Below are 22,984 nucleotides of genomic sequence, written 5' to 3'. Positions count from 1 at the left end.
GGACAGATTGCTGTCCGTTTCCACTCAGCGCGATCTGAAAGCCGGCAAGACGCTTTGGGTGGCGCAATAGCCAGGCGGGCCGGCTTTTAGCTGGTCCTCACCTAACTCGAACCGGCGTAATACGCTGAGCTGCCGGTGCGGGCCGCGTGACGACGTGGCTGTAGCCGTACCGATCGGGGGGACACCGCGCCGACCGTGCGCGCCGCGTCGCCGACGTGTTACGCCAGCAGATCCATGCCGGCGCCTACCCCGACGGCCTGCCGCTGGAAAGTGCGTTGGCGGCCGAATTCTTCTTGTCCCGCAACACCATTCGCGAGGCGCTCACCGTTCTGAAAAACGAGGGGCTGATCGAGCATGGTCCCAAAGTCGGCACTCATGTCGCACAGCGCAAGCTCGACCATGAGCTCGACGTGCGCCCGCCGTGCGCTGGAACGCCAAAACGGGTGGCGGCCCAGCCTACGACGCGCATCGAGTCTGCAGTGGTGGCATCGAGACTGCGCTCAGCGCTGAATCTTTCGCAGAACCGCGCCCTTACCGCAGGCTCGGCACGGGGGCGCGATTCACCGCAGGGCCTTGGCGTAGAGCAGGCTGTCGCACGGTTCGGGCCCGAGGGTCGGGTAGACGGCGTGGCGCGCCAGCCGGCCCTCCAACACGAAGCCGGCTCGCTCGAGCAGTCGCGTCGAGCGCTCGTTGTCGACATTGCAGGTGGCCCAGACGCGGTACACGTCGCGGTCGGCTTCCAGCGCGGTCATCAGCATGTCGAGCGCCTCGGACATGAAACCCTTGCCCCACCAACGTCGTCCCATGCAGTAGCCGATTTCGACGGAGTGCCGCACCCGGCGCCGGCAGCTGGTCAGTCCGATGACCTCGTCGCTGCGCCGCAGCGCGATGGCCCACGTCTGCTCCTCGTTGCCGATATTGAGTTTTTCGGCGATCACCCGCCGCGTGGTAGCCACATCGGGGTGCGGGGTCCACAGCAGATACTTGGTCACTTGGGGATCGCGGGCCACCCGCTGGAAAATCGCACCGGCGTCCTCGAGTGCGGGGGGGCGCAGCGTCAGCCGCGGCCCGTCGATTCGGCTGGGCGGATAGTCGGCCATGGCTAGAGGGCGAGTGCGTTATAGGTGCGACGGACGAATTTCGGTTGCGCCGTGCGCAGTTTCGCCAACGACGTGTTACCCGCGACGGCCGTAGCCGCATCCGCGCTTAGATCGGGACAGTTCTGAATCAGGTACAGCAGGATCAGGTCCGCGGACGGGTCAGCCTGCCACCACGTCCCGTAGGCGCCGGGCCAGGTGAATGTTCCGGGGCCGCCCGGCCCGAACAGCGAGGCGGACTTCGCCGGATCGATGACCACCGACAGGTTCAACCCGAATCCGCGGCCGACCCAGTACGGCGCCCCCAGGAAGTCATGCCGCTTCTGTTCATCAGTGAGCCGGTCGGTGCGCATCAGGCGCGCCGACTCCGGCGACAGCACCCGCACGCCGTCGATGGTCCCCTGCCCGAGCAGCATTCGCACGAACCTCAGGTAGTCGTCGGCGGTCGACCACAACCCGCCGCCGGCGTTGCAGAAGGACGGCGGCTTGATATGCGGCGGCCCCATCACGCCGTGCCGCAACTGGCCCTCGTCGTCAACCTGGTACATGGTCGCGGCGCGGCCTCGTGCTTCGGGGGAGACGAAGAACCCGGTGTCGGGCATGCCCGCCGGGCCCAGGATCCGTTCGTCGAGAACCTGGTGAAAAGGCTTGTCCTCGATGCGGGAAATGATGACGCCCAGCAGATCTATCGCATGGCTGTAGGTGACTTTCTCACCGGGTTGGTGCATCAGCGGCAGTGCCGCCAGCTCGGTCAGCCAGGCGTCGGGGCCCTGATTGAACGGCAGCCGCATGTAGGCCCGCGAGATCGGCCCGGATACCGAGAATGAGTAGGCCAGCCCGCTGGTATGGGTAAGCAGATCCTCGATCAGCACGGCACGCTGGGCCGGATGCGTCCGGTCCAGCGGACCGCGCGCGTCGTCCAGTACCTGCACATCGGCCATCTCCGGCACCCAGCGCACGATCGGGTCGCGCAGTGCCAGCTTGCCTTCATCGACCAGGCTCATTGCCGTCGCCACCGTGATCGGCTTGGTCATCGACGCGATGCGGAACAGGGTGTCCCTGCTCATCGGCTGGCCCGCGTCGACGTCCCGGTAACCGATCTCGTTGACCTGCAACACTTCTCCGTGCTGCCAGACCACCGTCACCGCGCCGGCGAGCAGGCCGGCATCGCATACCTCGCGGATGGAGGCCTGATTGCCCCCGAGGTTCGGGTGGTTCAGGCGATTCACGCGGTCCAGGTTAGCCGTCGGGCTGGCTACCCCGCTGGCGACATCAGCGTAAGGGCGGCGGAGGTGGGCCTCCGAACGGTCCGGGCGGCGGGGGGTCGGTCACCGGTCGTCTTGCATCAACGAGGCGACATTGCCTAACCAGCCAAACGAATGAGTTCGTTTTGAACGTGCAACTCTCGAACTTGGAAAAGTTTCCGGCTCCGAAACTCAGCCGAAACTCAATCGCGACGCTGCGCGCGAACGTACCAGAACGCCATCTCGATTTCGGTGCCGTCCTGTTCGCGGCGGACGGTGGCGGGCTCCAGCGATTCGATGTCCCAGCCTGCGCCGCCGAAGACGTCGCGCAGCGTCTGCTCGGAAACCTCCGGCCTGTTTGGTTGAGTTGACCACTCCTCGCGCGCCGGGTTGGCGTCGGAGAAGCAGCTGAGCAACAGGGTGGCGCCCGGCCGGGTGGCCCGGTGTACCGCGGCGGCGTAGCTGCGCTTGCCGTCGTCGTCGAGGCAGTGGAACATGCCGCTGTCGATCACGGTGTCGAAGGCGTCGGCATACCCCTCTAATTTGGTGGAATCGGCCGCCGCGAACTTCACGTCGACTCCGGCGTCCATGGCGCGCCGCTCGGCGGTGATCAGCGCGGTGGGCGAGATGTCCAAGCCGGTCACCCGGTACCCGTTCTTGGCCAGGTAGATGGCGTTGTCGCCAAGGCCGCAGCCGATGTCGAGGACATCACCGTGCACCCAGCCGCCGGCCTGCCACGCGACGACATTCTCCTTGGGCGCCTTGAGATCCCACGGCGGTGTCGTCATCGGTGGGATGCCTTCGCCCGGACTCTCGCCGCGGTAGAGGGCATCGAAGTCCATTAGCGGTCGTCCGGAGGATTGCTGGGAGGAACTTGAGCCTGTCATTTTCCCCAGGATAGTCAGCAGTGCTACGATGCCCGGCAGTCGACATCCTTTAACGATCCGTCCGGAGAGGCGGAGAAGGAGGTCAGGGTTTTCGCATGGGCGCTGCTGCCCCGGGCGGGGAATCCCGAGAATTGATGTCCGCGGCCGACGTCGGTCGCACCATTTCTCGTATCGCCCATCAGATCATCGAAAAGACCGCGCTGGATGGTCCCGACGCGCCGCGGGTGGTGCTGCTGGGAATCCCGACCCGCGGCGTGATCCTGGCCCAGCGGCTGGCCACCAACATCGGCGAGTACAGCGGCGTCGAGGTCGGCCACGGCGCGCTGGACATCACTTTGTACCGGGACGATCTGATGACGAAGCCGCCGCGACCGCTGGAGGCCACGTCGATCCCGGCCGGCGGCATCGACGACGCGCTGGTGATCCTGGTCGACGACGTGCTGTACTCGGGGCGCTCGGTGCGCTCCGCGCTGGACGCGCTGCGCGACGTGGGCCGGCCGCGGGCGGTGCAGCTGGCGGTGCTGGTCGACCGTGGCCACCGCGAACTGCCGGTGCGCGCCGACTACGTGGGCAAGAACGTGCCGACCTCGCGCAGCGAGAGCGTGCATGTTCAGCTCAGTGAGCACGACGGTCACGATGGCGTGGTGATTTCCCGATGAGCACAAGACATCTGCTGGCCGCCGGCGACCTGAGCCGCGACGAGGCCACCGCCATCCTCGACGACGCCGATCGGTTCGCGCAGGCGCTGGTGGGTCGCGAAATCAAGAAGCTGCCCACGCTGCGCGGACGCACCGTGATCACCATGTTCTACGAGAACTCGACGCGCACCCGGGTGTCGTTCGAGGTGGCCGGCAAGTGGATGAGCGCGGACGTGATCAACGTCAGCGCGACTGGATCGTCGGTGGGCAAGGGCGAGTCGCTGCGCGACACCGCGCTGACGCTGTGCGCGGCCGGCGCCGACGCGCTGATCATCCGGCATCCGGCGTCCGGTGCCGCGCAACTGCTCGCCGAGTGGACTTGTGGGAACGACGACGGGCCCTCGGTGATCAACGCCGGCGACGGCACGCACGAGCACCCGACGCAGGCGCTGCTGGACGCGCTGACCATCCGTCAGCGGCTCGGCGGCATCGACGGCCGGCGCGTCGTGATCGTGGGCGACGTCCTGCACAGCCGGGTCGCCCGTTCCAACGTCATGCTGTTGGGAACCCTGGGCGCCGAGGTGGTGCTGGTGGCACCGCCGACGTTGTTGCCGGTCGGGGTCGACGGCTGGCCGGTCACGGTGACCCACGACTTCGACGCCGAGCTGCCCGCCGCCGACGCAGTGCTGATGCTGCGGGTGCAGGCCGAGCGGATGAACGGCGGCTTCTTCCCGTCGGTGCGCGAATACTCGGTTCTTTATGGGCTTTCCGACCGGCGCCAGGCGATGCTGCCCGGCCATGCCGTGGTGCTGCACCCGGGACCGATGGTGCGTGGCATGGAGATCGCGTCGTCGGTGGCGGACTCCTCGCAATCGGCAGTGCTACAACAGGTTTCCAACGGCGTGCACGTCCGGATGGCCGTGCTCTTCCACGTGCTGGTCGGTGCTGACCTCGCCGGAAAAGAGGGTGCGGCATGAGTGTGCTGCTGCGTGGTGTCCGTCTGTACGGGGAGGGCGAGAGGATCGACGTCCTGGTCGATGACGGCCAGATCGCCGAAATCAGTGCCGGCTTGGAGATTCCCGACACCGCAGATGTTATTGACGCCACGGATCAGGTGCTACTGCCCGGATTTGTGGATTTGCACACCCACCTGCGCGAGCCGGGCCGCGAATACGCCGAGGACATCGAAACAGGTTCGGCCGCAGCGGCTCTCGGCGGCTATACCGCGGTGTTCGCGATGGCCAACACCAACCCGGTGGCCGACAGCCCGGTGGTCACCGACCACGTCTGGCACCGCGGCCAGCAGGTCGGCCTGGTCGACGTGCATCCCGTCGGCGCGGTCACCGTCGGGCTGGCCGGAGCCGAACTCAGCGAGATGGGCATGATGGCTGCCGGTGTCGCGCAGGTGCGGATGTTCTCCGACGATGGGATCTGCGTGCATGACCCGTTGATCATGCGCCGCGCGCTGGAGTACGCCACCGGGCTTGGGGTGCTGATCGCCCAGCACGCCGAGGAGCCACGGCTGACCGTCGGCGCCGTCGCGCACGAGGGGCCCACCGCCGCCAGGCTCGGGCTGTCCGGGTGGCCCAGAGCGGCCGAGGAATCGATCGTCGCGCGCGACGCGTTGCTGGCCCGCGACGCCGGCGCCCGCGTGCACATCTGCCACGCCTCCACTGCGGGCACCGTCGAGATCCTGAAATGGGCTAAGGAGCAAGGTATTTCGATCACTGCCGAGGTCACCCCGCACCACCTGCTGCTCGACGACAGCAGGCTGGCCAGCTACGACGGGGTCAATCGGGTCAATCCGCCGCTGCGCGAAGCCGCCGACGCCGTCGCGCTGCGCCAAGCGCTGGCCGACGGGATCATCGACTGTGTGGCTACCGACCACGCCCCACACGCCGAGCACGAGAAATGCGTCGAGTTCGCCTCGGCGCGCCCCGGCATGCTGGGGTTGCAGACGGCGCTGTCGGTGGTGGCGCAAACCATGGTGGTGCCCGGGCTGTTGAGCTGGCGTGACGTCGCGCGGGTGATGAGTGAGAATCCGGCGCGCATTGCACGCCTGCCCGATCAGGGCCGGCCGCTGGAGGTGGGGGAGCCGGCCAACCTGACCGTGGTCGACCCCGACGCCACGTGGACGGTCACCGGGCCCGCGCTGGCCAGCCGGTCGGCCAACACGCCATACGAGTCAATGACCTTGCCCGCCACCGTGACTGCCACCCTGCTGCGCGGCAAGGTCACCGCCAGGGATGGGAAGAGCCCGGCATGAACTCCGCCACGCTGGTCGGGTCGCTGATTTTCGCCGCGGTGCTGGTGGTGGTGATCGCGGTGGTGATCCAACTGATGCTGCGCGGCTGGCGGCGTCGCGCGGAGCGGCAAGTGGAGTCGATCGGCACCATTCCGGACATGCCCGAGGAGGTGGGCTCGGCGATCATCAGTACCCGCGGGGTCTATGTCGGCTGCACGCTAGCGCCGTGGTGGAACGACCGGATCACGGTCGATGATTTGGGGTACCGCAGCAAGGCGGTGCTGACCCGCTATCCCGAGGGAATCATCGTGCAACGCATCGGCGCCCGCCCGATTTGGATTCCGCAGGAGTCGATTACGGCCATCCGCACCGAGCGGGGCATCGCCGGCAAAGTCACGGTCCGTAATGGGATACTCGCGATCCGGTGGCGGCTGCCGTCGGGCGTGGAGATCGACACCGGGTTCCGCGCAAACAACCGCACCGAATACGCCGCCTGGCTTGAGGTCCGGCCGGACGGCCGGCAGGAAGAGGTCGCGTGAGTAAAGCCCTGCTGGTCCTCGAGGATGGACGCGTCTTCACCGGGACGCCGTTCGGCGCGATCGGCCAAACGCTCGGCGAAGCCGTGTTCAGCACCGGCATGTCCGGCTACCAGGAGACGCTGACCGATCCCAGCTATCACCGCCAGATCGTGGTGGCCACCGCACCGCAGATCGGCAACACCGGCTGGAACGGTGAGGACGCCGAGAGCCGTGGCGACAAGATCTGGGTGGCCGGTTACGCCGTACGCGATCCGTCGCCACGCGCCTCGAACTGGCGCGCCACCGGCACGCTGGACGACGAGCTGGTCCGCCAAAACATCGTCGGGATTGCCGGCATCGACACCCGGGCGGTCGTGCGCCATCTGCGCAGTCGCGGGTCGATGAAGGCGGGGGTGTTCTCCGGTGACGCAGCGACCGACCCCGTGAACATGGAGGCGCTGGTCGAGCGGGTGCGGGGCCAGCAGTCGATGCTGGGCGCCGATCTTGCCGGCGAGGTCAGCACCGATGGTGTCTATGTCGTCGAACCCGATGTGCCGCACCGATTTACGGTGGCCGCCCTCGACCTGGGCATCAAAACCAACACGCCGCGCAACTTTGCCCGGCGCGGGATCCGCAGCCATGTGCTGCCGGCGTCGGCGACCTTCGAGCAGATCGCCGACATCAGACCGCACGGCGTGTTCCTTTCCAACGGCCCGGGCGACCCGGCCACCGCCGACCACGTCGTCGCGCTCACCCGGGAGGTGCTGGGCGCCGGCATCCCGTTGTTCGGCATCTGTTTCGGCAATCAGATCCTGGGCCGGGCACTCGGCCTGTCGACCTACAAGATGGTGTTCGGCCACCGCGGCATCAACATCCCGGTCATCGACCACGCCACCGGGCGGGTCGCGGTCACCGCGCAGAACCACGGCTTCGCGCTGGAAGGCGAGGCGGGCCAGTCCTTCGACACGCCGTTCGGCCCCGCGGTCGTCAGCCACACCTGCGCCAACGACGGCGTGGTGGAAGGCGTCAAACTCGTTGAGGGGCACGCGTTCTCGGTGCAGTACCACCCAGAGGCCGCCGCCGGACCCCACGATGCCGAGTACCTCTTCGACAGCTTTGTCGAGCTAATGGCAGGTGCGCGATGATCCCACCACTCGCGAGCGTGCGTGTTTGTACAGGAACACGCCGCAAACCCTGTACAACTGCGCACTCTCGCGCCTGGAAAGGAGGGCGCTAGTGCCGCGGCGGACGGATGTCAACCACGTCCTGGTGATCGGCTCGGGCCCGATCGTCATCGGGCAGGCCTGCGAGTTCGACTACTCGGGCACGCAGGCGTGCCGGGTGCTGCGCGCCGAGGGCCTGCAGGTCAGCCTGGTCAACTCGAATCCGGCGACCATCATGACCGACCCGGAGTACGCCGATCACACCTACGTCGAGCCCATCACCCCGGCGTTCGTCGAGCGGGTGATCGCCCAGCAGGCCGAGCGTGGCAACAAGATCGACGCGCTGCTAGCCACGCTGGGCGGACAGACGGCGCTCAACACGGCGGTGGCGCTGTACGAGAACGGGGCGCTGGAGCGGTACGGGGTCGAACTCATCGGCGCCGATTTCGACGCCATCCAGCGCGGCGAGGACCGGCAGCGGTTCAAGGATATCGTCGCCAAGGTGGGCGGCGAATCCGCCCGCAGCCGAGTGTGTTTCACCATGGACGAGGTCCGCGAGACGGTCGACGAAGTGGGCCTGCCGGTCGTGGTGCGGCCCAGCTTCACTATGGGCGGGCTGGGCTCGGGTATGGCGCGATCCTTCGAGGAGGTCGACCGGATGGCCGGGGCCGGGTTGGCGGCCTCGCCCAGCGCCAACGTGCTGATCGAGGAATCGATCTTCGGCTGGAAGGAATTCGAGCTCGAGCTGATGCGCGACGGCCACGACAACGTGGTGGTGGTGTGCTCGATCGAGAACCTCGACCCGATGGGCGTGCACACCGGCGACTCGGTGACGGTCGCTCCGGCCATGACGCTGACCGACCGGGAATACCAGCGGATGCGGGATCTGGGCATCGCGATCCTGCGCGAGGTCGGTGTGGACACCGGCGGCTGCAACATCCAGTTCGCGGTGGATCCCGCCGACGGCAGGCTGATCGTCGTCGAGATGAACCCGCGGGTATCCCGATCGAGTGCGCTGGCGTCCAAGGCCACCGGCTTCCCGATCGCCAAGATCGCGGCCAAGCTGGCCATCGGCTATACCCTCGACGAGATCGTCAACGACATCACCAAGGAAACGCCCGCCTGTTTCGAGCCCACCCTGGACTACGTCGTGGTCAAGGCGCCGCGGTTCGCGTTCGAGAAGTTCCCCGGCGCCGATCCCACCCTGACCACCACGATGAAATCCGTCGGGGAGGCAATGTCGTTGGGCCGCAACTTCATCGAAGCGCTGGGCAAGGTGATGCGGTCCCTGGAGACGGACCGCGCCGGGTTCTGGACCAAGCCGGACCCGCACGGTGACGTCGAAGCGGTGCTGACCCGGCTGCAGACCCCCACCGAAGGCCGGCTCTACGACCTCGAGCTGGCGCTGCGGCTGGGCGCGTCGATCGAAAGCGTCGCAGAGGCCAGCGGTGTGGACCCGTGGTTCGTCGCGCAGATCGGTGAGCTGGTGCAGCTGCGCGGCGAGCTTGTCGACGCACCGGTGCTGGACGCCGAACTGCTGCGGCGGGGTAAGCACAGCGGGCTGTCCGACCGCCAGATCGCGTCGCTGCGACCGGAATTGGCCGGGGAGGACGGGGTCCGGTCGCTGCGCGAGCGCCTCGGCATCCACCCGGTGTACAAGACGGTGGACACCTGCGCCGCCGAGTTCGAGGCCAAGACGCCCTACCACTACAGCAGCTATGAATTGGACCCCGCCGCCGAGAGCGAGGTGGCCCCGCAGACCGAGAAGCCCAAGGTGTTGATCCTGGGGTCTGGCCCGAACCGGATCGGCCAGGGAATCGAGTTCGACTACAGCTGTGTGCACGCGGCAACGACGTTGAGCCAGGCCGGTTTTGAGACCGTCATGGTCAACTGCAACCCGGAGACGGTGTCCACCGACTACGACACCGCCGACCGGCTGTACTTCGAGCCCCTGACTTTCGAGGACGTACTCGAGGTCTTCCACGCCGAGGCCCAGTCGGCGGAGGGCGGCCCGGGGGTCATCGGCGTGATCGTGCAACTCGGCGGCCAGACGCCGCTCGGGCTGGCGCAACGGCTCGCCGACGCCGGAGTTCCGATCGTCGGCACCCCGCCGGAGGCCATCGACCTGGCCGAGGACCGCGGCGCCTTCGGCGACCTGCTGAACGCCGCCGGCCTGCCGGCGCCAAAGTACGGCACCGCAACGACATTTGCGCAGGCCCGCCGGATCGCCGAAGACATCGGCTATCCGGTGCTAGTGCGGCCGTCGTACGTGCTGGGTGGACGGGGCATGGAGATCGTCTACGACGAAAAGACGCTCGAGGGTTACATCACCCGGGCCACCCAGCTCTCTCCCGAGCACCCGGTGCTCGTCGACCGCTTCCTCGAGGATGCGGTCGAGATCGACGTCGACGCGCTATGCGATGGCGCCGAGGTGTACATCGGCGGGATCATGGAGCACATCGAGGAGGCCGGCATCCACTCCGGCGACTCGGCCTGCGCGCTGCCGCCGGTGACGCTGGGCCGCAGCGACATCGAGAAGGTGCGCCGCGCGACCGAGGCGATCGCGCACGGCATCGGCGTGGTCGGTCTGCTCAACGTGCAGTACGCCCTCAAAGACGATGTGCTCTACGTGCTGGAGGCCAACCCGCGCGCCAGCCGCACGGTGCCGTTCGTCTCGAAGGCCACCGCGATCCCGCTCGCCAAGGCATGTGCCCGGATCATGTTGGGCACCAGCATCTCCCAGCTCCGCGAGGAGGGGATGCTGGTGGCCTCCGGGGACGGTGCCAACGCGTCCCCGTCCGCGCCGATCGCGGTCAAAGAAGCCGTGTTGCCGTTCCACCGGTTCCGCCGTGCCGACGGAGCCGCTATCGATTCCCTGCTCGGCCCGGAAATGAAATCGACCGGCGAGGTGATGGGCATCGACCGCGACTTCGGCAGCGCATTCGCCAAGAGCCAGACCGCCGCCTACGGGTCGTTGCCGGCCGAAGGCACCATATTCGTGTCGGTCGCCAACCGGGACAAGCGATCGCTGGTGTTTCCGGTTAAGCGCCTGGCCGACTTGGGTTTCCGCGTGCTGGCCACCGAAGGAACAGCAGAGATGCTGCGCCGCAACGGGATTCCGTGCGAGGAGGTGCGCAAGCATTTCGAGGAACCGCAGCCGGGCCGTCCCGAGATGTCGGCCGTCGACGCGATCAGGGCCGGCGAGGTCGACATGGTGATCAACACGCCCTACGGCAACTCCGGTCCACGCGTCGACGGCTACGAGATCCGCTCGGCCGCGGTGGCCGTCAACATCCCCTGCGTCACGACGGTGCAGGGCGCGTCTGCCGCCGTCCAGGGCATCGAGGCGGGGATCCGGGGCGACATCGGCGTGCGTTCGCTGCAGGAGCTGCACAGTGCACTCGGAGAGGGCGCTCGGTGACCGGGTTCGGTGCCCGGCTGGCCGAGGCCAGATCGCGCCGTGGGGCGCTCTGCCTGGGCATCGACCCGCATCCCGAGCTGCTGACGGCGTGGGGTCTGCCCACCACCGCCGACGGGCTGGCCGCGTTCTGCGACAGCTGCATCGAAGCGTTCGCCGGTTTCGCGGTTGTCAAGCCACAGGTGGCCTTCTTCGAGGCCTACGGCGCCGCAGGATACGCCGTGCTGGAACGCACCATCGCCGCGCTGCGCGACGCCGGGGTGCTGGTGCTGGCTGACGCCAAGCGGGGCGACATCGGGACGACCATGGCGGCCTATGCCGCCGCCTGGGCGGGCGACTCGCCGCTGGCCGCCGACGCGGTGACGGCCTCGCCGTACCTGGGATTCGGCTCGCTGCGGCCGCTGCTGGAGACCGCTGCGGCGCATGACCGCGGGGTGTTCGTGGTGGCCGCATCCTCCAACCCGGAGGGCGCGACCGTGCAGCAGGCCCGGTTCGACGAGCGCACGGTTGCGCAGCTGATCGTCGACCAGGCGGCGGTGATCAACAAGACCGCAAGTCACAGCGCGAACCCGGGGGAGCCCGGATCCGTCGGCGTGGTCGTAGGGGCGACCACGCTCAAGCCGCCCGATCTGTCCGCCCTCGATGGACCAGTGCTGGTGCCGGGCATCGGGGCGCAAGGCGGGCGGCCTGAGCAGCTCGCCGGCCTGGGTGGGGCGGCGCCGGGCCAGCTGTTACCCGCGGTGTCACGTGAGGTGCTGCGGGCGGGCCCGGGCGTGCCGGAACTGCGGGCGGCGGGCGAGCGGATGCGCGAGGCTGTGGCCTACCTCGTTTGACGGGCGGCGCGACACGCGCGACACGCAACGAAAATCCGTGATTCCCAGCACCGGGCAGCATCAGGGCCCGTGGCCGCCACCTCACGCAACCCCAGACATCGACGGCGGGCCGTCGACGCACGGACGCACGACCCTCCCGACAACAGAAAAACTGCAGGTAAACCCATTAACGGGTCCACAAACCGCGCCCGACACGGCTGGCACGCCAATCTATGAGACCGCCGTCAGCAGCGCCCTGACGACCGCTGGCCGGTGGCCCGCGACGGGCCCGCGCCGGGCTCATGCTGGACTTCTTGCTGGACAAATGTCCCCAAAATCAGGGGGTCGGGTTAGATTTCGTCAGGAAGCGTGAGTACGGTCGTTCCCGCTGGCTGGAGTACCCCGGCTGAGATAAACAAAGATCGATTGCGATCGATGAGAGACGGAGGAATCGTGGCCCTTCCCCAGTTGACCGACGAGCAGCGCGCGGCCGCGTTGGAGAAGGCTGCTGCCGCACGTCGAGCGAGAGCAGAGCTCAAGGATCGGCTCAAGCGCGGCGGCACCAACCTCACCCAGGTGCTCAAGGACGCCGAGAAAGACGAAGTCCTGGGCAAAATGAAGGTGTCTGCCCTGCTCGAGGCCTTGCCGAAGGTGGGCAAGGTCAAGGCGCAGGAAATCATGACCGAGCTCGAGATCGCCCCGACCCGCCGCCTGCGCGGCCTCGGCGACCGTCAGCGCAAGGCATTGCTGGAAAAGTTCGGCTCCTAACCCCGCCGACCCAACAGCGCCTGTGAGCGCCGGCCGGGGACCGGGCAGAGGACGTGTCGTCGTACTGTCCGGTCCCTCAGCCGTCGGTAAGTCCAGCGTGGTCCGGTGTCTGCGCGAGCGCATTCCGAACCTGCACTTCAGCGTCTCGGCGACCACGCGTGCGCCGCGGCCGGGCGAGGTCGACGGCGTCGACTACCACTTCGTTAGTCCCGCCCGCTTCCAGCAACTGATCGACCAGGGCGCATTGTTGGAGTGGGCCGAGATCCATGGCGGCTTGCAGCGATCGGGCACCCTGGCGGAGCCCGTGCACACCGCCATCGCCGCCGGCCTTCCGGTGCTCATCGAGGTCGACCTGGCCGGGGCCAGGGCGGTCAAGAAGGCGATGCCCGAGGTCATGACCGTCTTTCTGGCGCCGCCGAGCTGGGAGGACCTCGAAGCCCGGTTGATCGGGCGGGGCACCGAGACACCCGAGGCGATACAGCGCCGGCTGGACACCGCGCGCACCGAATTGGCCGCCCAGGACGACTTCGACGAGGTCGTCGTGAACACGCGATTAGAGTCTGCGTGCGCCGAATTGGTATCCTTGCTGGTAACTGCGCCGGACCCGGCATGACCCCGGATCAGCACCGAAGTTCTCAGCCCCTTAATCGCACCCCGCTACGTCGCCAGGAGATTTTGCACGTGAGTATTCCGCAGTCCGACTCGTCGCTGGCCGCCATCCCCGCCGTGGATCAATTCGATCCGTCCGCGGGTGGACAAGGCGCCTACGACACCCCGCTGGGCATCACCAACCCGCCCATCGACGAGCTGCTGGAGCGGGTCTCGAGCAAGTACGCCCTGGTGATCTACGCGGCCAAGCGGGCCCGGCAGATCAACGACTACTACAACCAGCTCGGCGAGGGCATCCTCGAGTACGTCGGCCCGCTGGTCGAGCCTGGACTGCAGGAGAAGCCGCTGTCCATCGCGTTGCGCGAGATCCACGCCGATCTGCTCGAGCACACCGAGGGCGAGTAACAGGCCAGGCCCGGAGATCATGCACGGCACCTGGATCCCCAAGCGGATCGTCGTCGGCGTCTCAGGGGGCATCGCCGCCTACAAGGCGTGCACCGTCGTCCGCCAGCTCGCCGAGGCCGGTCACCAGGTCCGGGTCATCCCCACCGAATCCGCATTGCGGTTCGTGGGGGCCGCCACCTTCGAGGCGCTCTCCGGTCAGCCCGTGCACACGGGCGTCTTCTCCGACGTTCCCGAGGTGCCGCATGTTCGTCTCGGCCAGCAGGCCGACCTGGTCGTGGTCGCTCCTGCCACCGCCGACACCCTGGCCCGGGCCGTGGCCGGCCGCGCCGACGATCTGCTGACCGCCACGCTGCTCACGGCGCGCTGTCCGGTGATGTTCGCGCCGGCAATGCACACCGAGATGTGGTTACACCCGGCCACCGTCGACAACGTGGCCACGCTGCGCCGCCGGGGTGCTGTGGTGCTGGAACCCGCATTCGGGCGGCTCACCGGCACCGACAGCGGGCCCGGCCGGCTACCCGAGGCCGAGGAGATCACCACCCTTGCCCACCTGCTGCTGGAACGCCACGACGCCCTGCCCTACGACCTGGCCGGCCGCAAGGTCCTGGTGACCGCCGGCGGCACCCGCGAGGCCATCGATCCGGTGCGTTTCATAGGCAACCGCAGCTCGGGCAAGCAGGGCTACGCGGTCGCACGGGTCGCCGCCCAGCGCGGCGCCCAGGTCACGCTGATCGCCGGGCACACCGCGGGGCTCATCGACCCGGCCGGAGTCGACGTGGTGCACGTCAGCTCGGCCGAACAACTCGGGAACGCGGTGTCCAAGCACGCCCCCGACGCGGACGTGCTGGTGATGGCCGCGGCCGTTGCCGACTTCCGTCCCGCGCAGGTTTCGGCCGCCAAGATCAAAAAAGGTCCGGATAGTCGCGACGATGCGCCGATGATCGACTTGGTGCGCAACGACGACGTGCTGGCCGGTGCGGTGCGGGCACGCGCACACGGGGAGCTGCCCAACATGCGTGCCATTGTCGGGTTCGCCGCCGAGACCGGCGACGCCAACGGGGACGTACTGTTCCACGCACGGGCGAAGCTGCGCCGCAAGGGGTGTGACCTGTTGGTCGTCAACGCGGTGGGCGACGGCCGGGCGTTCGAGGTGGACAGCAACGACGGCTGGCTGCTGGCGTCCCACGGCACCGAGTCCGCGCTGCAGCACGGTTCCAAGACGCTGATGGCCAGTCGTATTGTGGACGCGATTGTCGCGTTCCTGCATGGTGACGCCGGATAACGGCCTTCGGAAGAGTTGCGCACGCCCCCGCCGAACCGGTTCGGTTAGAGGCGTCTAAAATAATTTGACTATCTAAGTTTTACGCAGCACGAAAGGATGACAGGGTGAGCGAGAAGGGTCGGCTGTTTACCAGTGAGTCGGTGACCGAGGGACATCCCGACAAGATCTGTGACGCGATCAGCGACTCGGTCCTCGACGCGCTGCTGGCGGAGGACCCCCGCTCCCGTGTCGCGGTCGAGACGCTGGTCACCACCGGGCAGGTGCACGTGGTCGGCGAGGTGACCACGGCGGCCAAAGCGGCGTTCGCCGACATCACCAACACGGTTCGCGCGCGCATCCTCGACATCGGCTACGACTCGTCGGACAAGGGCTTCGACGGGGCGTCCTGCGGCGTGAACATCGGGATCGGCGCACAGTCGCCCGACATCGCCATGGGTGTGGACACCGCCCTTGAGGCGCGCGTCGAGGGCGCCGCGGACCCGCTGGACTCCCAGGGCGCCGGCGACCAGGGCCTGATGTTCGGCTACGCGATCAACGACACCCCCGAACTGATGCCGCTGCCCATCGCGCTGGCGCACCGGCTGTCACGGCGGCTGACCGAGGTGCGTAAGAACGGGACGCTGGCCTACCTGCGTCCCGACGGCAAGACGCAGGTCACCATCGAATACGAGGACGACGTCCCGGTCCGGCTGGACACCGTGGTCGTTTCAACCCAGCACGCCGACGGCATCGATCTGGAGAAGACGCTGGATCCCGACATCCGGCGGCACGTGCTGCAGAACGCGCTCGACGACCTGGCCCACGACACCCTGGACGCATCGTCGACGCGGGTGCTGGTGAACCCCACCGGCAAGTTCGTCCTCGGCGGCCCGATGGGTGACGCCGGGCTCACCGGCCGCAAGATCATCGTCGACACCTACGGCGGCTGGGCCCGTCACGGCGGCGGCGCCTTCTCCGGCAAGGATCCGTCCAAGGTGGACCGGTCGGCGGCGTACGCGATGCGCTGGGTGGCCAAGAACATCGTCGCGGCCGGGCTGGCCGAGCGGGTCGAGGTGCAGGTGGCCTACGCGATCGGCAAGGCCGCACCCGTCGGCCTCTTCATCGAGACCTTCGGCACCGCGACGGTCGACCCGGTCAAGATCGAGAAGATCGTGCCTGAGGTGTTCGACCTGCGGCCCGGTGCGATCATCCGCGACCTGGACCTGCTGCGGCCGATCTATGCGCAGACCGCCGCCTACGGGCACTTCGGCCGCACCGACATCGACCTGCCGTGGGAGCGGCTCGACAAGGTCGACGACCTCAAGCGCGCGATTTAGGGTTTGCTCGCGCCCCGCTCTAGCGGGGCGGCAGCGGGTGGTCGGGCTCGAGTGCGGGCAGACCGTCGATGCTGTGCCGGTTGCGGGTTGCGATCTGCTGAGCGTATTTCTCGTCGGGCTGCTTGCAGTGATACGCGTCCAGCACGGGCCGTTCGTCGACGAGTTCGTAGTAGGGCACCGCGTATCCGCAGGCGTCGGCGATCCGTTCGACTTCGACGACGACGGCGGCCCGGATGCCCGGATGCAGCTGCGCGAAATGTCTTCTGAGGCTGTCGAACTCGGCATCGTCAGGGCGAACGACGCGGCCGGTGCCGAACAGTCGCAAGATCCGCGAGTTGCGGGTGAACGAGCAGAACATGAGGGTGATCCGGCCGTTGTCACGCAGGTGTGCGATGGTCTCGACACCGCTGCCGAACAGATCGAGGTAGGCGACGGTGTGGTCGTCGATCACCGCGAACGTATCGCTGTATCCCTTGGGCGAGAGATTGATTCGCCCACCTTCCGTAGGGGCGGTGGCGACAAAGAACATCGCCTGTTCGCCGATGAACTCGCGGAGGGACTCGTCGATACGCGAAAACTCCTTCGCCACCCGAGGTCTCCTAGTCGGTGATTAGGAACTGTAGTGACTAAGGCTAGCCGCCGGAATGCAGCGGTCCGGCCAGGGTGCGGCATCGGTAGGCGTTCACCGCAGCATCGTGACGCCGGCGTAAATTAAACGGCAGTCCAATCCGCAATCAAACGTTGGTGTAATTCGAAGTTAAATGCGACTATCTCGTCGCGGATGACTGCAATCGTGCCAAGCTGTCGAGCTAATTCGTGCTTTGCACTCTCAGCTGCGCGAGATGACTACTCAGTTAGCCTGGCTTCAACACTTCAACCCCAGGACGTCACCGCACACAAACGGCCGAGCATGTGAAATGCGGATGGACGCAGCCGCACTACGCAGAGACAACCAAGAGGCACAGGCTCACATCGACCGGTTGCAGCGGCGTTACCTCGTTCGATTTCTAGCGTTGGCGCCCTAACTTGCGGCTGACTCAGTAGTATTTCGGCACTACGAGCCAGATCGGCGCGAGAAGGCGAAATGCACAGCTGGCCAGACGAGTTCGATTACTCGCCATTTCCAGACAACCCCACTAGCGAGCAGCTCCATGCGCACATCACCGAGATCCTGGACAACCACCAAGCTCTCGAAGAGGCTCACTCTGAACAACTAGTACGACTGTGCCGTGCGACCGCTCTCAAGTTCGAGGCGCACGGCCACCATGACAAGGCCGAGGAATGGCGCAACTACGCGAATAGGCCGAGTGAGGCCGCCGCGGTCAGATCGGAAGTGGCAGACAAGTTACGCGCCCACTTCGAAAACACCGACGGCCGCAGGTGTAGGCAACAGTTGACCCCTTATAGCTCGTCCAGCGGGATGGTCTCAATCGCTGAGGAGTGCTCTACCGCAGCCAGGTCGGTTACGCGGCGCGAGGGCCACGCCATGACCCGTGAGCCGAACTGTTTTTGTGGTCGGGCCGGGCTGGCCGGGCTGTCAATGCTGGGCGTAGATGGGTCACAGGAGCCAGCTCCGCGCGGTTTCGGACGCGGTGCTCGATTGCGCGGATCATCCGCCAAACTAGGGTCACGATCGTGACCGCGGCAATCAGTAGGGCGAGGGCGTCCCCGGAGGCGATCATCACGATGATGCCTGCGACGAGCCAGAATGCGGCGGCGACTGTGTCGTGGTTTCCCGGGTGTCGCATGGTCGTGCTGCGCTGCATGTTTACCTCACTTAGAGTCCAGGTCACCGTCTGATTAGTGGCCGGTTACGAGAACGCGTGGACGATGCGAAGGCTGCCCAATCTCGGGTGATGGTGACCCATTTCACTGTGAAGTGACGTCTGCCGCGCACAGCGTTCGCGAGACAGGAACCGGCGCCTAGTCCTGCGTGTGACTAATTGACGGGCCCCGCCTGCTCTCCTCGGGGATTGCGATGGTGTTTCCGCTTAGTTGGGTGGTTGTCACGGCTGGGTCACCTGGGCTTAAACGTAGGGCCAGCTGATGAACCGATCCCGTGGTGGTGGGTGAACGCGACGATGCCCAAGCCGTCCTGCTGGTCCGCACATTGTGCGATCTCCTGCATGAAATGACGCAGCGGCTGGCGTGGCTTGAAAGTCGAGATGCCACCGGCAGCTGGGCACAGGCAATACGGTTGGAAGCAGCCGCACTGCGGCGCGACATCTCCGAAGCGCGGCGTCACATTGACCAGCTAGAACGCCGCTATCTCAAAGGAGACGAACACAGCCCAGCCCGCGGACCTCAACGACGCCAAGCTTCCTCCGCTCGCCCAGCGCGCCCTAGCCGGTGAATCGATAGTCGTCCAGATCGAAACGCCGACTTCGCCAGTAGGCCTCCACGGTGGTGGTGGGGCGCAGCGGCACGTCGCCGTTCTTGTCGAAATAGTAGCTGTTGGCCAGCCGGCAACTGTCCTGCCAGAAGATCTGCCGGTGGCGTTTCCGCATCATCTCGGCGAAGTAGCGGGCGTTGGCCTCCTCGGTCACCTCGACCCGGGTTGCGCCGTCGCGCCGCGCTCGTTTCAGGCAGCGCACGATGTGATGGGTCTGCGTCTCGATGAGCGCGAAATACGACGAGCCGACGTAGCCGTACGGGCCGAACACGGTGAACATGTTCGGGAAACCGGGAACGCTGACGCCCTCGTAGGCCTGCAATCGCTGCTCGTCCCAGAATCGGCTCAAGGACCGGCCGCCGCTTCCGGTGACGGCGTAGGTGGGGACGTTGTCGGTGTCCATGACCTTGAAGCCGGTCGCCAATATCAGCGCGTCGACTTCGTGGTTCTCGCCGTCTGTGGTGGCCACCGCCGATGGCGTGACCTTGCCGATGGGCTCGGTGACCAACCGCACGTTTTCGCGGTTGAACGTGGCCAGGTAGCCGTTGTGGAAGCCAGGCCGTTTGCAGCCCACTGCGTAGCGCGGGGTGAGTTTGTCGCGCACTACGGGATCGTCGACCTGTTGCCGCAGATAACTGCGACCCGCCGACGCCATTCGTTTGGCCAGGGGAAACACCGTGAAGTACTGCGCCGAGATCGGGAAGGTCACCTCGACGAACGCCTGGCTGAGCAGCCGCTGCAGTACTTTGCCGCCGGGAATCCGCATCGCCCAGCGAGCCGCGGCGGGCAGCGGTACATCGAACTTGGGGAAGCACCAGATCGGGGTGCGCTGAAATACCGTCAGGTGCTCCACAATTGGCGCGATCTCGGGGATGACTTGCACGGCCGAGGCGCCGGTGCCGATGATGGCGACGCGCTTGCCGGTCAGGTCTTGGCCGTGGTCCCACCGCGCGGTGTGCATGGTGATGCCAGCGAAAGAGTCCACCCCGTCGATGTCGGGCAGGTTCGGCACGGTCAGCACACCGCTGGCGCTGATCACGAACCTGGCGGTGACTTCTCCGCCCGGGTCCGTCTGCACTCGCCAGAGTTCATGTTCTTCGTCGAATTCGGTGGAAATGACCTTGGTGTTGAACTGGATTCGCGACCGGATGCCGTATTTGTCGACGCAGTGTTCGGCGTAGGCCTTCAGCTCGCGGCCCGGCGCATAGGTTCGCGACCAGTGGCGGCTCTGCTCGAAGGAGAACTGGTACGAGAACGACGGAATGTCCACGGCGATACCGGGATACGTGTTCCAGTGCCAGGTGCCGCCCACGCCGTCGCCGGCTTCGAGCAACACGAAATCGGTGAATCTGGCCCGGTCGAGCTCGACGGCGGCGCCGATGCCGGAGAATCCGGCACCGACGATCAGCACGTGGTAATCGGGCGTGGTGCTCATGGGCGACTCCTCGCGATCAGATGTCGAGCCTAGGAATAGAGAGCCTTTTTGAGGGCGGCCAATCCGCGGTTGGTGGCCTCGGCGGCGGCGGGCACCACCAGAGCGAAGCTGGCGTAGCCGTGCGCCATGGTCGGTTCGTTGCTCCACTCCACGGGCACGCCGGCGGCGCGCAGCAGCTCGGCGTAGCGGGCCCCGTCGTCGCGCACCGGGTCGTGTTCGGCGGTGCCGATGAAGGCGGCCGGCAAACCGGACAGGTCGGCGGCGTTCGCCGGGGCCAGGGTGGTGGAAAGCGTCTTGGGGTCGCTGATGTCTGTGCCCGGCACATACCAGCTCACGAACGCTTCGATGACGTTGCGGTCCAGGATGGGCGCGTCGGCATTCTCGGTGTGGGACGGCAGCGACAGGTCGGCCGTGAGCGACGGATACCACAGCAGCTGGAACACCAACGGCGGCCCGTCGTTATCGCGGGCCAGCTGTGTCATCACCGCCGAGATGTTGCCGCCCGCGGAGTCACCGGCGACAGCGATCCGGTCCGGGTCACCGCCCAGCTCGGCGGCGTGTTCGCCGACCCAGCGCAATGCGGCCCAGCTGTCGTCGATCCCGGCCGGGAACGGATGCTCCGGGGCGAGCCGGTAGTCGACCGACACCACAATGGCCTCCGCCTCGACGGCGTGCGCCCGGGCGACCGGGTCGTGGGTCTCCAGATCACCGATGCACCAGCCGCCGCCGTGGTAGAAGACCACCACCGGCAGGTTGTCGTGGGCCGCCATGGGTGGCCAGTAGATCCGCACCGGAATGTCGGTGAGGTCGCCATATCCGACGGTCCGTTCCTCGATGCGCAGGTCGGGCAGCATTTGCGGGGGAGCCTTCAGCAGCCGGAGCCGCTCGCGTGCCACTTCGACGCCGTCGGCCGCGGTGAAGGTCAGCGGGAACGCGTCGAGCAGCGTTTTCAGCGTCGGATCGATAGCTGGCCGGGTGCTGGTGGGCTGCGTCATGGACTTACCGTACGCAGCACCGCAACTACCCGTACAGCGCCGCCCGCAACGCCGCCAGTCCGCGGTCCAGCGCGGCGGTGGCGGCGGGAACCACACCGGCATAGCCGACGTAGCCGTGCACCAATGTCGCGGCGTTGTGCACCTCGACGGGGACACCGGCGGCGGCCAGCAGCTCGCCGTAGCGGATGCCGTCGTCGCGCAGCGGGTCGTGGCCGGCGACGCCGATGTAGGCGGACGCCAGATCGGTCAGGTTCTGCGCGCGCCCCGGCGCCATTCCCGGCGGCGGGTTGGACATGTCGATTTCGCCTGCGTACCAACGGGAGAAGTCGGCGATGGCCTTGGCGCCGAGGATGAGCGCGTCGGCGTTCTCGGTGAACGACGGCAACGACGGGTCCCACAGCGTGGAGGGATACCACAACAGCTGGAAGGCGAGAGGCGCACCGGTCCAATCGGGATTGTCGCGGGCCTGCTGTGCCATGACCGCGGCGATCGTTCCGCCCGCCGAATCCCCGGCGACGGCCATCCGGGTCGCGTCCGCGCCGATCTCGGCGCCATATTGGGCGGCCCATAGCGTTGCGGCCCAAGCGTCTTCGACGGCGGCGGGGTAGGGGTGCTCGGGTGCCAACCGGTAGTCGACGGACACCACGACCGCGTCGGCGCCGACGGCGTGCTGGCGGCAGGTGCCGTCGTGGGTGTCGAGGTCGCCCATCACGAAGCCGCCGCCGTGGAAAAACACCACCACCGGCGGCCGGGGGCTTTCCGCGCTGGCCTCGGAATAGTTTGGCGGCCAATAGATCCGGATCCCGATGGAGCCCGCCGGACCGTCGATGTCGCGGTCCTCCACCCGAAGTTCGGGGTGCAGCGGCCGGCGGGGCAGATCGCGCAAGCGCTGCCTGGCCGCGTCGATGCCGTCTTCGGTGGATAGCCGGAACGGAACCGCATCCAGTACCTTCATCAGGATGGGGTCGATCGTCGGGTTTTCCTCGGCTGTGTTGTCCAAACTGGGCATGGAGGTACCGTACGCACCCCGCCTGGTTGCCGGAGCCTGGGTGGTCGCCGGCTGGGCGGCGATCGCCTATGGCGTGTACCTGACCGTGATCGCGTTGCGCTCCCCGCCGGGAACGGAGTTGACCGGGCACGGGATTTTGCAGCCGCCGTTCAAGGCGTCGATGGCGGTGCTGTTGACGATCGCGGCGGTCGCGCATCCCATCGTCCGCGAGCGGCGGTGGCTCATGCCGGCCCTGCTGTTCTCGGCCGTCGGCGACTGGCTGTTGGCGATCCCTTGGTGGACACCGTCGTTCGTGGCCGGGCTGGCGGCGTTTCTGTTGGCGCACTTGTGTTTTCTGGGTGCATTGCTTCCCCTGGCGTTGGGTGCACGGCCGTCGCCCGCGCGGATCGGTGCCGTCGTGGCGATGTGCCTTGCCGCCACCGGGCTGTTGGTATGGTTCTGGCCCCACCTGGGTGCCGACAAGCTGACGATTCCGGTGACGGTCTACCTCGTCGCGCTGTCCGCAATGGTCTGCACGGCGCTGTTGGCGCGGCTGCCGACGATGTGGACCGCGGTGGGCGCGGTCTGTTTCGCGGCGTCGGATTCGATGATCGCCATCGGGCGGTTCATCCTGGGCAACGAGGCACTGGCGGTGCCGATCTGGTGGTCATACGCCGCGGCCGAGATCCTCATCACGGCGGGGTTCTTCTTCGGTCGAGGGGATGTGGACAGCGAGCCCACCGAGCTGGCCGAGGGCTAATTGTCGTTGTCT

Annotated in this window: 20 protein-coding genes and 1 pseudogene; 14 read left to right on the top strand and 7 right to left on the bottom strand. The window is 67.1% G+C overall.

The features are described 5' to 3' along the window. Window positions 1-215 precede the first annotated feature (215 nt). Window positions 216-506, top strand: a pseudogene (locus ACLP9N_RS25025) (GntR family transcriptional regulator); the annotation flags it as partial. Window positions 507-560: 54 nt separating this feature from the next. Here the strand turns inward: ACLP9N_RS25025 and ACLP9N_RS25020 are convergent. The 3 genes from ACLP9N_RS25020 to ACLP9N_RS25010 form a co-directional block, all read right to left on the bottom strand. Then, on the bottom strand, window positions 561-1,100 hold the full coding sequence (locus ACLP9N_RS25020; protein WP_442409894.1) for a GNAT family N-acetyltransferase: 540 nt from the start codon (window positions 1,098-1,100) through the stop codon (window positions 561-563). Between the two features lie 2 nt (window positions 1,101-1,102). Continuing rightward, window positions 1,103-2,317, bottom strand: a complete 1,215-nt coding sequence (locus ACLP9N_RS25015) for a serine hydrolase domain-containing protein (RefSeq protein WP_442409938.1) — start codon at window positions 2,315-2,317, stop codon at window positions 1,103-1,105. A gap of 227 nt (window positions 2,318-2,544) precedes the next feature. Next, a complete protein-coding gene (locus tag ACLP9N_RS25010; protein WP_442409893.1) occupies window positions 2,545-3,228 on the bottom strand; it encodes a class I SAM-dependent methyltransferase in 684 nt (227 codons plus the stop codon). A gap of 95 nt (window positions 3,229-3,323) precedes the next feature. Between ACLP9N_RS25010 and pyrR the strand changes: the two genes are divergently transcribed. The 12 genes from pyrR to metK all read left to right on the top strand — a co-directional run bounded on the left by pyrR (window position 3,324) and on the right by metK (window position 16,402). Continuing rightward, window positions 3,324-3,887, top strand: coding sequence for a bifunctional pyr operon transcriptional regulator/uracil phosphoribosyltransferase PyrR (pyrR, locus tag ACLP9N_RS25005; protein WP_442409892.1), 564 nt, complete (start codon window positions 3,324-3,326; stop codon window positions 3,885-3,887). Next, window positions 3,884-4,843: an aspartate carbamoyltransferase catalytic subunit gene (locus ACLP9N_RS25000; RefSeq protein WP_442409891.1), complete on the top strand. Its 960-nt coding sequence runs from the start codon at window positions 3,884-3,886 to the stop codon at window positions 4,841-4,843. Before pyrR ends, ACLP9N_RS25000 begins: the two co-directional genes overlap by 4 nt. Beyond that, complete coding sequence (locus ACLP9N_RS24995) at window positions 4,840-6,132, top strand: dihydroorotase (RefSeq protein WP_442409890.1); 1,293 nt, start codon at window positions 4,840-4,842, stop codon at window positions 6,130-6,132. Before ACLP9N_RS25000 ends, ACLP9N_RS24995 begins: the two co-directional genes overlap by 4 nt. Next, window positions 6,129-6,650 carry a PH-like domain-containing protein gene (locus tag ACLP9N_RS24990; RefSeq protein ID WP_442409889.1) on the top strand — a complete coding sequence of 174 codons (522 nt, stop codon included), beginning with the start codon at window positions 6,129-6,131 and terminating at the stop codon, window positions 6,648-6,650. The genes ACLP9N_RS24995 and ACLP9N_RS24990 overlap by 4 nt, the downstream gene beginning before the upstream one ends. Continuing rightward, the gene (carA, locus tag ACLP9N_RS24985) at window positions 6,647-7,774 is read left to right on the top strand and encodes a glutamine-hydrolyzing carbamoyl-phosphate synthase small subunit (protein WP_442409888.1); all 1,128 of its coding nucleotides are present in this window, start codon (window positions 6,647-6,649) and stop codon (window positions 7,772-7,774) included. Before ACLP9N_RS24990 ends, carA begins: the two co-directional genes overlap by 4 nt. Window positions 7,775-7,865: 91 nt before the next feature. Beyond that, window positions 7,866-11,213, top strand: a complete 3,348-nt coding sequence (gene carB / locus ACLP9N_RS24980; RefSeq protein WP_442409887.1) for a carbamoyl-phosphate synthase large subunit — start codon at window positions 7,866-7,868, stop codon at window positions 11,211-11,213. Further along, on the top strand, window positions 11,210-12,043 hold the full coding sequence (gene pyrF, locus ACLP9N_RS24975; protein ID WP_442409886.1) for an orotidine-5'-phosphate decarboxylase: 834 nt from the start codon (window positions 11,210-11,212) through the stop codon (window positions 12,041-12,043). The genes carB and pyrF overlap by 4 nt, the downstream gene beginning before the upstream one ends. 432 nt (window positions 12,044-12,475) lie before the next feature. Next, a complete protein-coding gene (gene mihF / locus ACLP9N_RS24970) occupies window positions 12,476-12,790 on the top strand; it encodes an integration host factor, actinobacterial type (protein WP_085232540.1) in 315 nt (104 codons plus the stop codon). Between the two features lie 22 nt (window positions 12,791-12,812). After that, complete coding sequence (gene gmk / locus ACLP9N_RS24965; protein ID WP_442409885.1) at window positions 12,813-13,403, top strand: guanylate kinase; 591 nt, start codon at window positions 12,813-12,815, stop codon at window positions 13,401-13,403. A 68-nt stretch (window positions 13,404-13,471) separates the two neighbouring features. After that, the gene (rpoZ, locus tag ACLP9N_RS24960) at window positions 13,472-13,804 is read left to right on the top strand and encodes a DNA-directed RNA polymerase subunit omega (protein WP_442409884.1); all 333 of its coding nucleotides are present in this window, start codon (window positions 13,472-13,474) and stop codon (window positions 13,802-13,804) included. A 19-nt stretch (window positions 13,805-13,823) separates the two neighbouring features. After that, entirely contained in the window at window positions 13,824-15,086 is a 1,263-nt protein-coding gene (gene coaBC, locus ACLP9N_RS24955; protein ID WP_442409883.1) for a bifunctional phosphopantothenoylcysteine decarboxylase/phosphopantothenate--cysteine ligase CoaBC, read from the top strand. A gap of 104 nt (window positions 15,087-15,190) precedes the next feature. Next, entirely contained in the window at window positions 15,191-16,402 is a 1,212-nt protein-coding gene (metK, locus tag ACLP9N_RS24950) for a methionine adenosyltransferase (RefSeq protein WP_442409882.1), read from the top strand. A 19-nt stretch (window positions 16,403-16,421) separates the two neighbouring features. On the opposite strand, the gene ACLP9N_RS24945 is transcribed toward metK, so the two are convergent. The 4 genes from ACLP9N_RS24945 to ACLP9N_RS24930 form a co-directional block, all read right to left on the bottom strand. Then, window positions 16,422-16,991 (bottom strand): pyridoxamine 5'-phosphate oxidase family protein, encoded by a 570-nt coding sequence (locus ACLP9N_RS24945; protein ID WP_442409881.1) that lies wholly within the window; start codon window positions 16,989-16,991, stop codon window positions 16,422-16,424. A gap of 1,753 nt (window positions 16,992-18,744) precedes the next feature. After that, entirely contained in the window at window positions 18,745-20,229 is a 1,485-nt protein-coding gene (locus tag ACLP9N_RS24940) for a flavin-containing monooxygenase (protein WP_442409880.1), read from the bottom strand. Window positions 20,230-20,258: 29 nt separating this feature from the next. Further along, entirely contained in the window at window positions 20,259-21,224 is a 966-nt protein-coding gene (locus ACLP9N_RS24935) for an alpha/beta hydrolase (protein ID WP_442409879.1), read from the bottom strand. A gap of 25 nt (window positions 21,225-21,249) precedes the next feature. Continuing rightward, window positions 21,250-22,233, bottom strand: a complete 984-nt coding sequence (locus ACLP9N_RS24930; RefSeq protein WP_442409878.1) for an alpha/beta hydrolase — start codon at window positions 22,231-22,233, stop codon at window positions 21,250-21,252. On the opposite strand from ACLP9N_RS24930, the gene ACLP9N_RS24925 reads away from it, so the two are divergent. Beyond that, the gene (locus ACLP9N_RS24925; RefSeq protein WP_442409877.1) at window positions 22,232-22,972 is read left to right on the top strand and encodes a lysoplasmalogenase; all 741 of its coding nucleotides are present in this window, start codon (window positions 22,232-22,234) and stop codon (window positions 22,970-22,972) included. The two genes, ACLP9N_RS24930 and ACLP9N_RS24925, sit on opposite strands and share 2 nt — an antisense overlap. Window positions 22,973-22,984 lie beyond the last annotated feature (12 nt).

The organism is Mycobacterium sp. (assembly GCF_052144515.1).
Classification (GTDB): Bacteria; Actinomycetota; Actinomycetes; order Mycobacteriales; family Mycobacteriaceae; genus Mycobacterium.
Note: the sequence above shows the minus strand (reverse complement) of the source record. Positions and strands in the feature narration are given on the sequence as shown.

Excerpts from the sequence above, each read along its gene's own strand:
- pyrR (WP_442409892.1), top strand. The coding sequence starts at position 3,324 with ATGGGCGCTGCTGCCCCGGGCGGGGAATCCCGAGAATTGATGTCCGCG.
- ACLP9N_RS24925 (WP_442409877.1), top strand. The coding sequence starts at position 22,232 with ATGGAGGTACCGTACGCACCCCGCCTGGTTGCCGGAGCCTGGGTGGTC.
- ACLP9N_RS24940 (WP_442409880.1), bottom strand. The coding sequence starts at position 20,229 with ATGAGCACCACGCCCGATTACCACGTGCTGATCGTCGGTGCCGGATTC.
- ACLP9N_RS25010 (WP_442409893.1), bottom strand. The coding sequence starts at position 3,228 with ATGACAGGCTCAAGTTCCTCCCAGCAATCCTCCGGACGACCGCTAATG.
- ACLP9N_RS24995 (WP_442409890.1), top strand. The coding sequence starts at position 4,840 with ATGAGTGTGCTGCTGCGTGGTGTCCGTCTGTACGGGGAGGGCGAGAGG.
- ACLP9N_RS24990 (WP_442409889.1), top strand. The coding sequence starts at position 6,129 with ATGAACTCCGCCACGCTGGTCGGGTCGCTGATTTTCGCCGCGGTGCTG.
- ACLP9N_RS24935 (WP_442409879.1), bottom strand. The coding sequence starts at position 21,224 with ATGACGCAGCCCACCAGCACCCGGCCAGCTATCGATCCGACGCTGAAA.
- ACLP9N_RS24930 (WP_442409878.1), bottom strand. The coding sequence starts at position 22,233 with ATGCCCAGTTTGGACAACACAGCCGAGGAAAACCCGACGATCGACCCC.
- coaBC (WP_442409883.1), top strand. The coding sequence starts at position 13,824 with ATGCACGGCACCTGGATCCCCAAGCGGATCGTCGTCGGCGTCTCAGGG.
- ACLP9N_RS25000 (WP_442409891.1), top strand. The coding sequence starts at position 3,884 with ATGAGCACAAGACATCTGCTGGCCGCCGGCGACCTGAGCCGCGACGAG.
- ACLP9N_RS25020 (WP_442409894.1), bottom strand. The coding sequence starts at position 1,100 with ATGGCCGACTATCCGCCCAGCCGAATCGACGGGCCGCGGCTGACGCTG.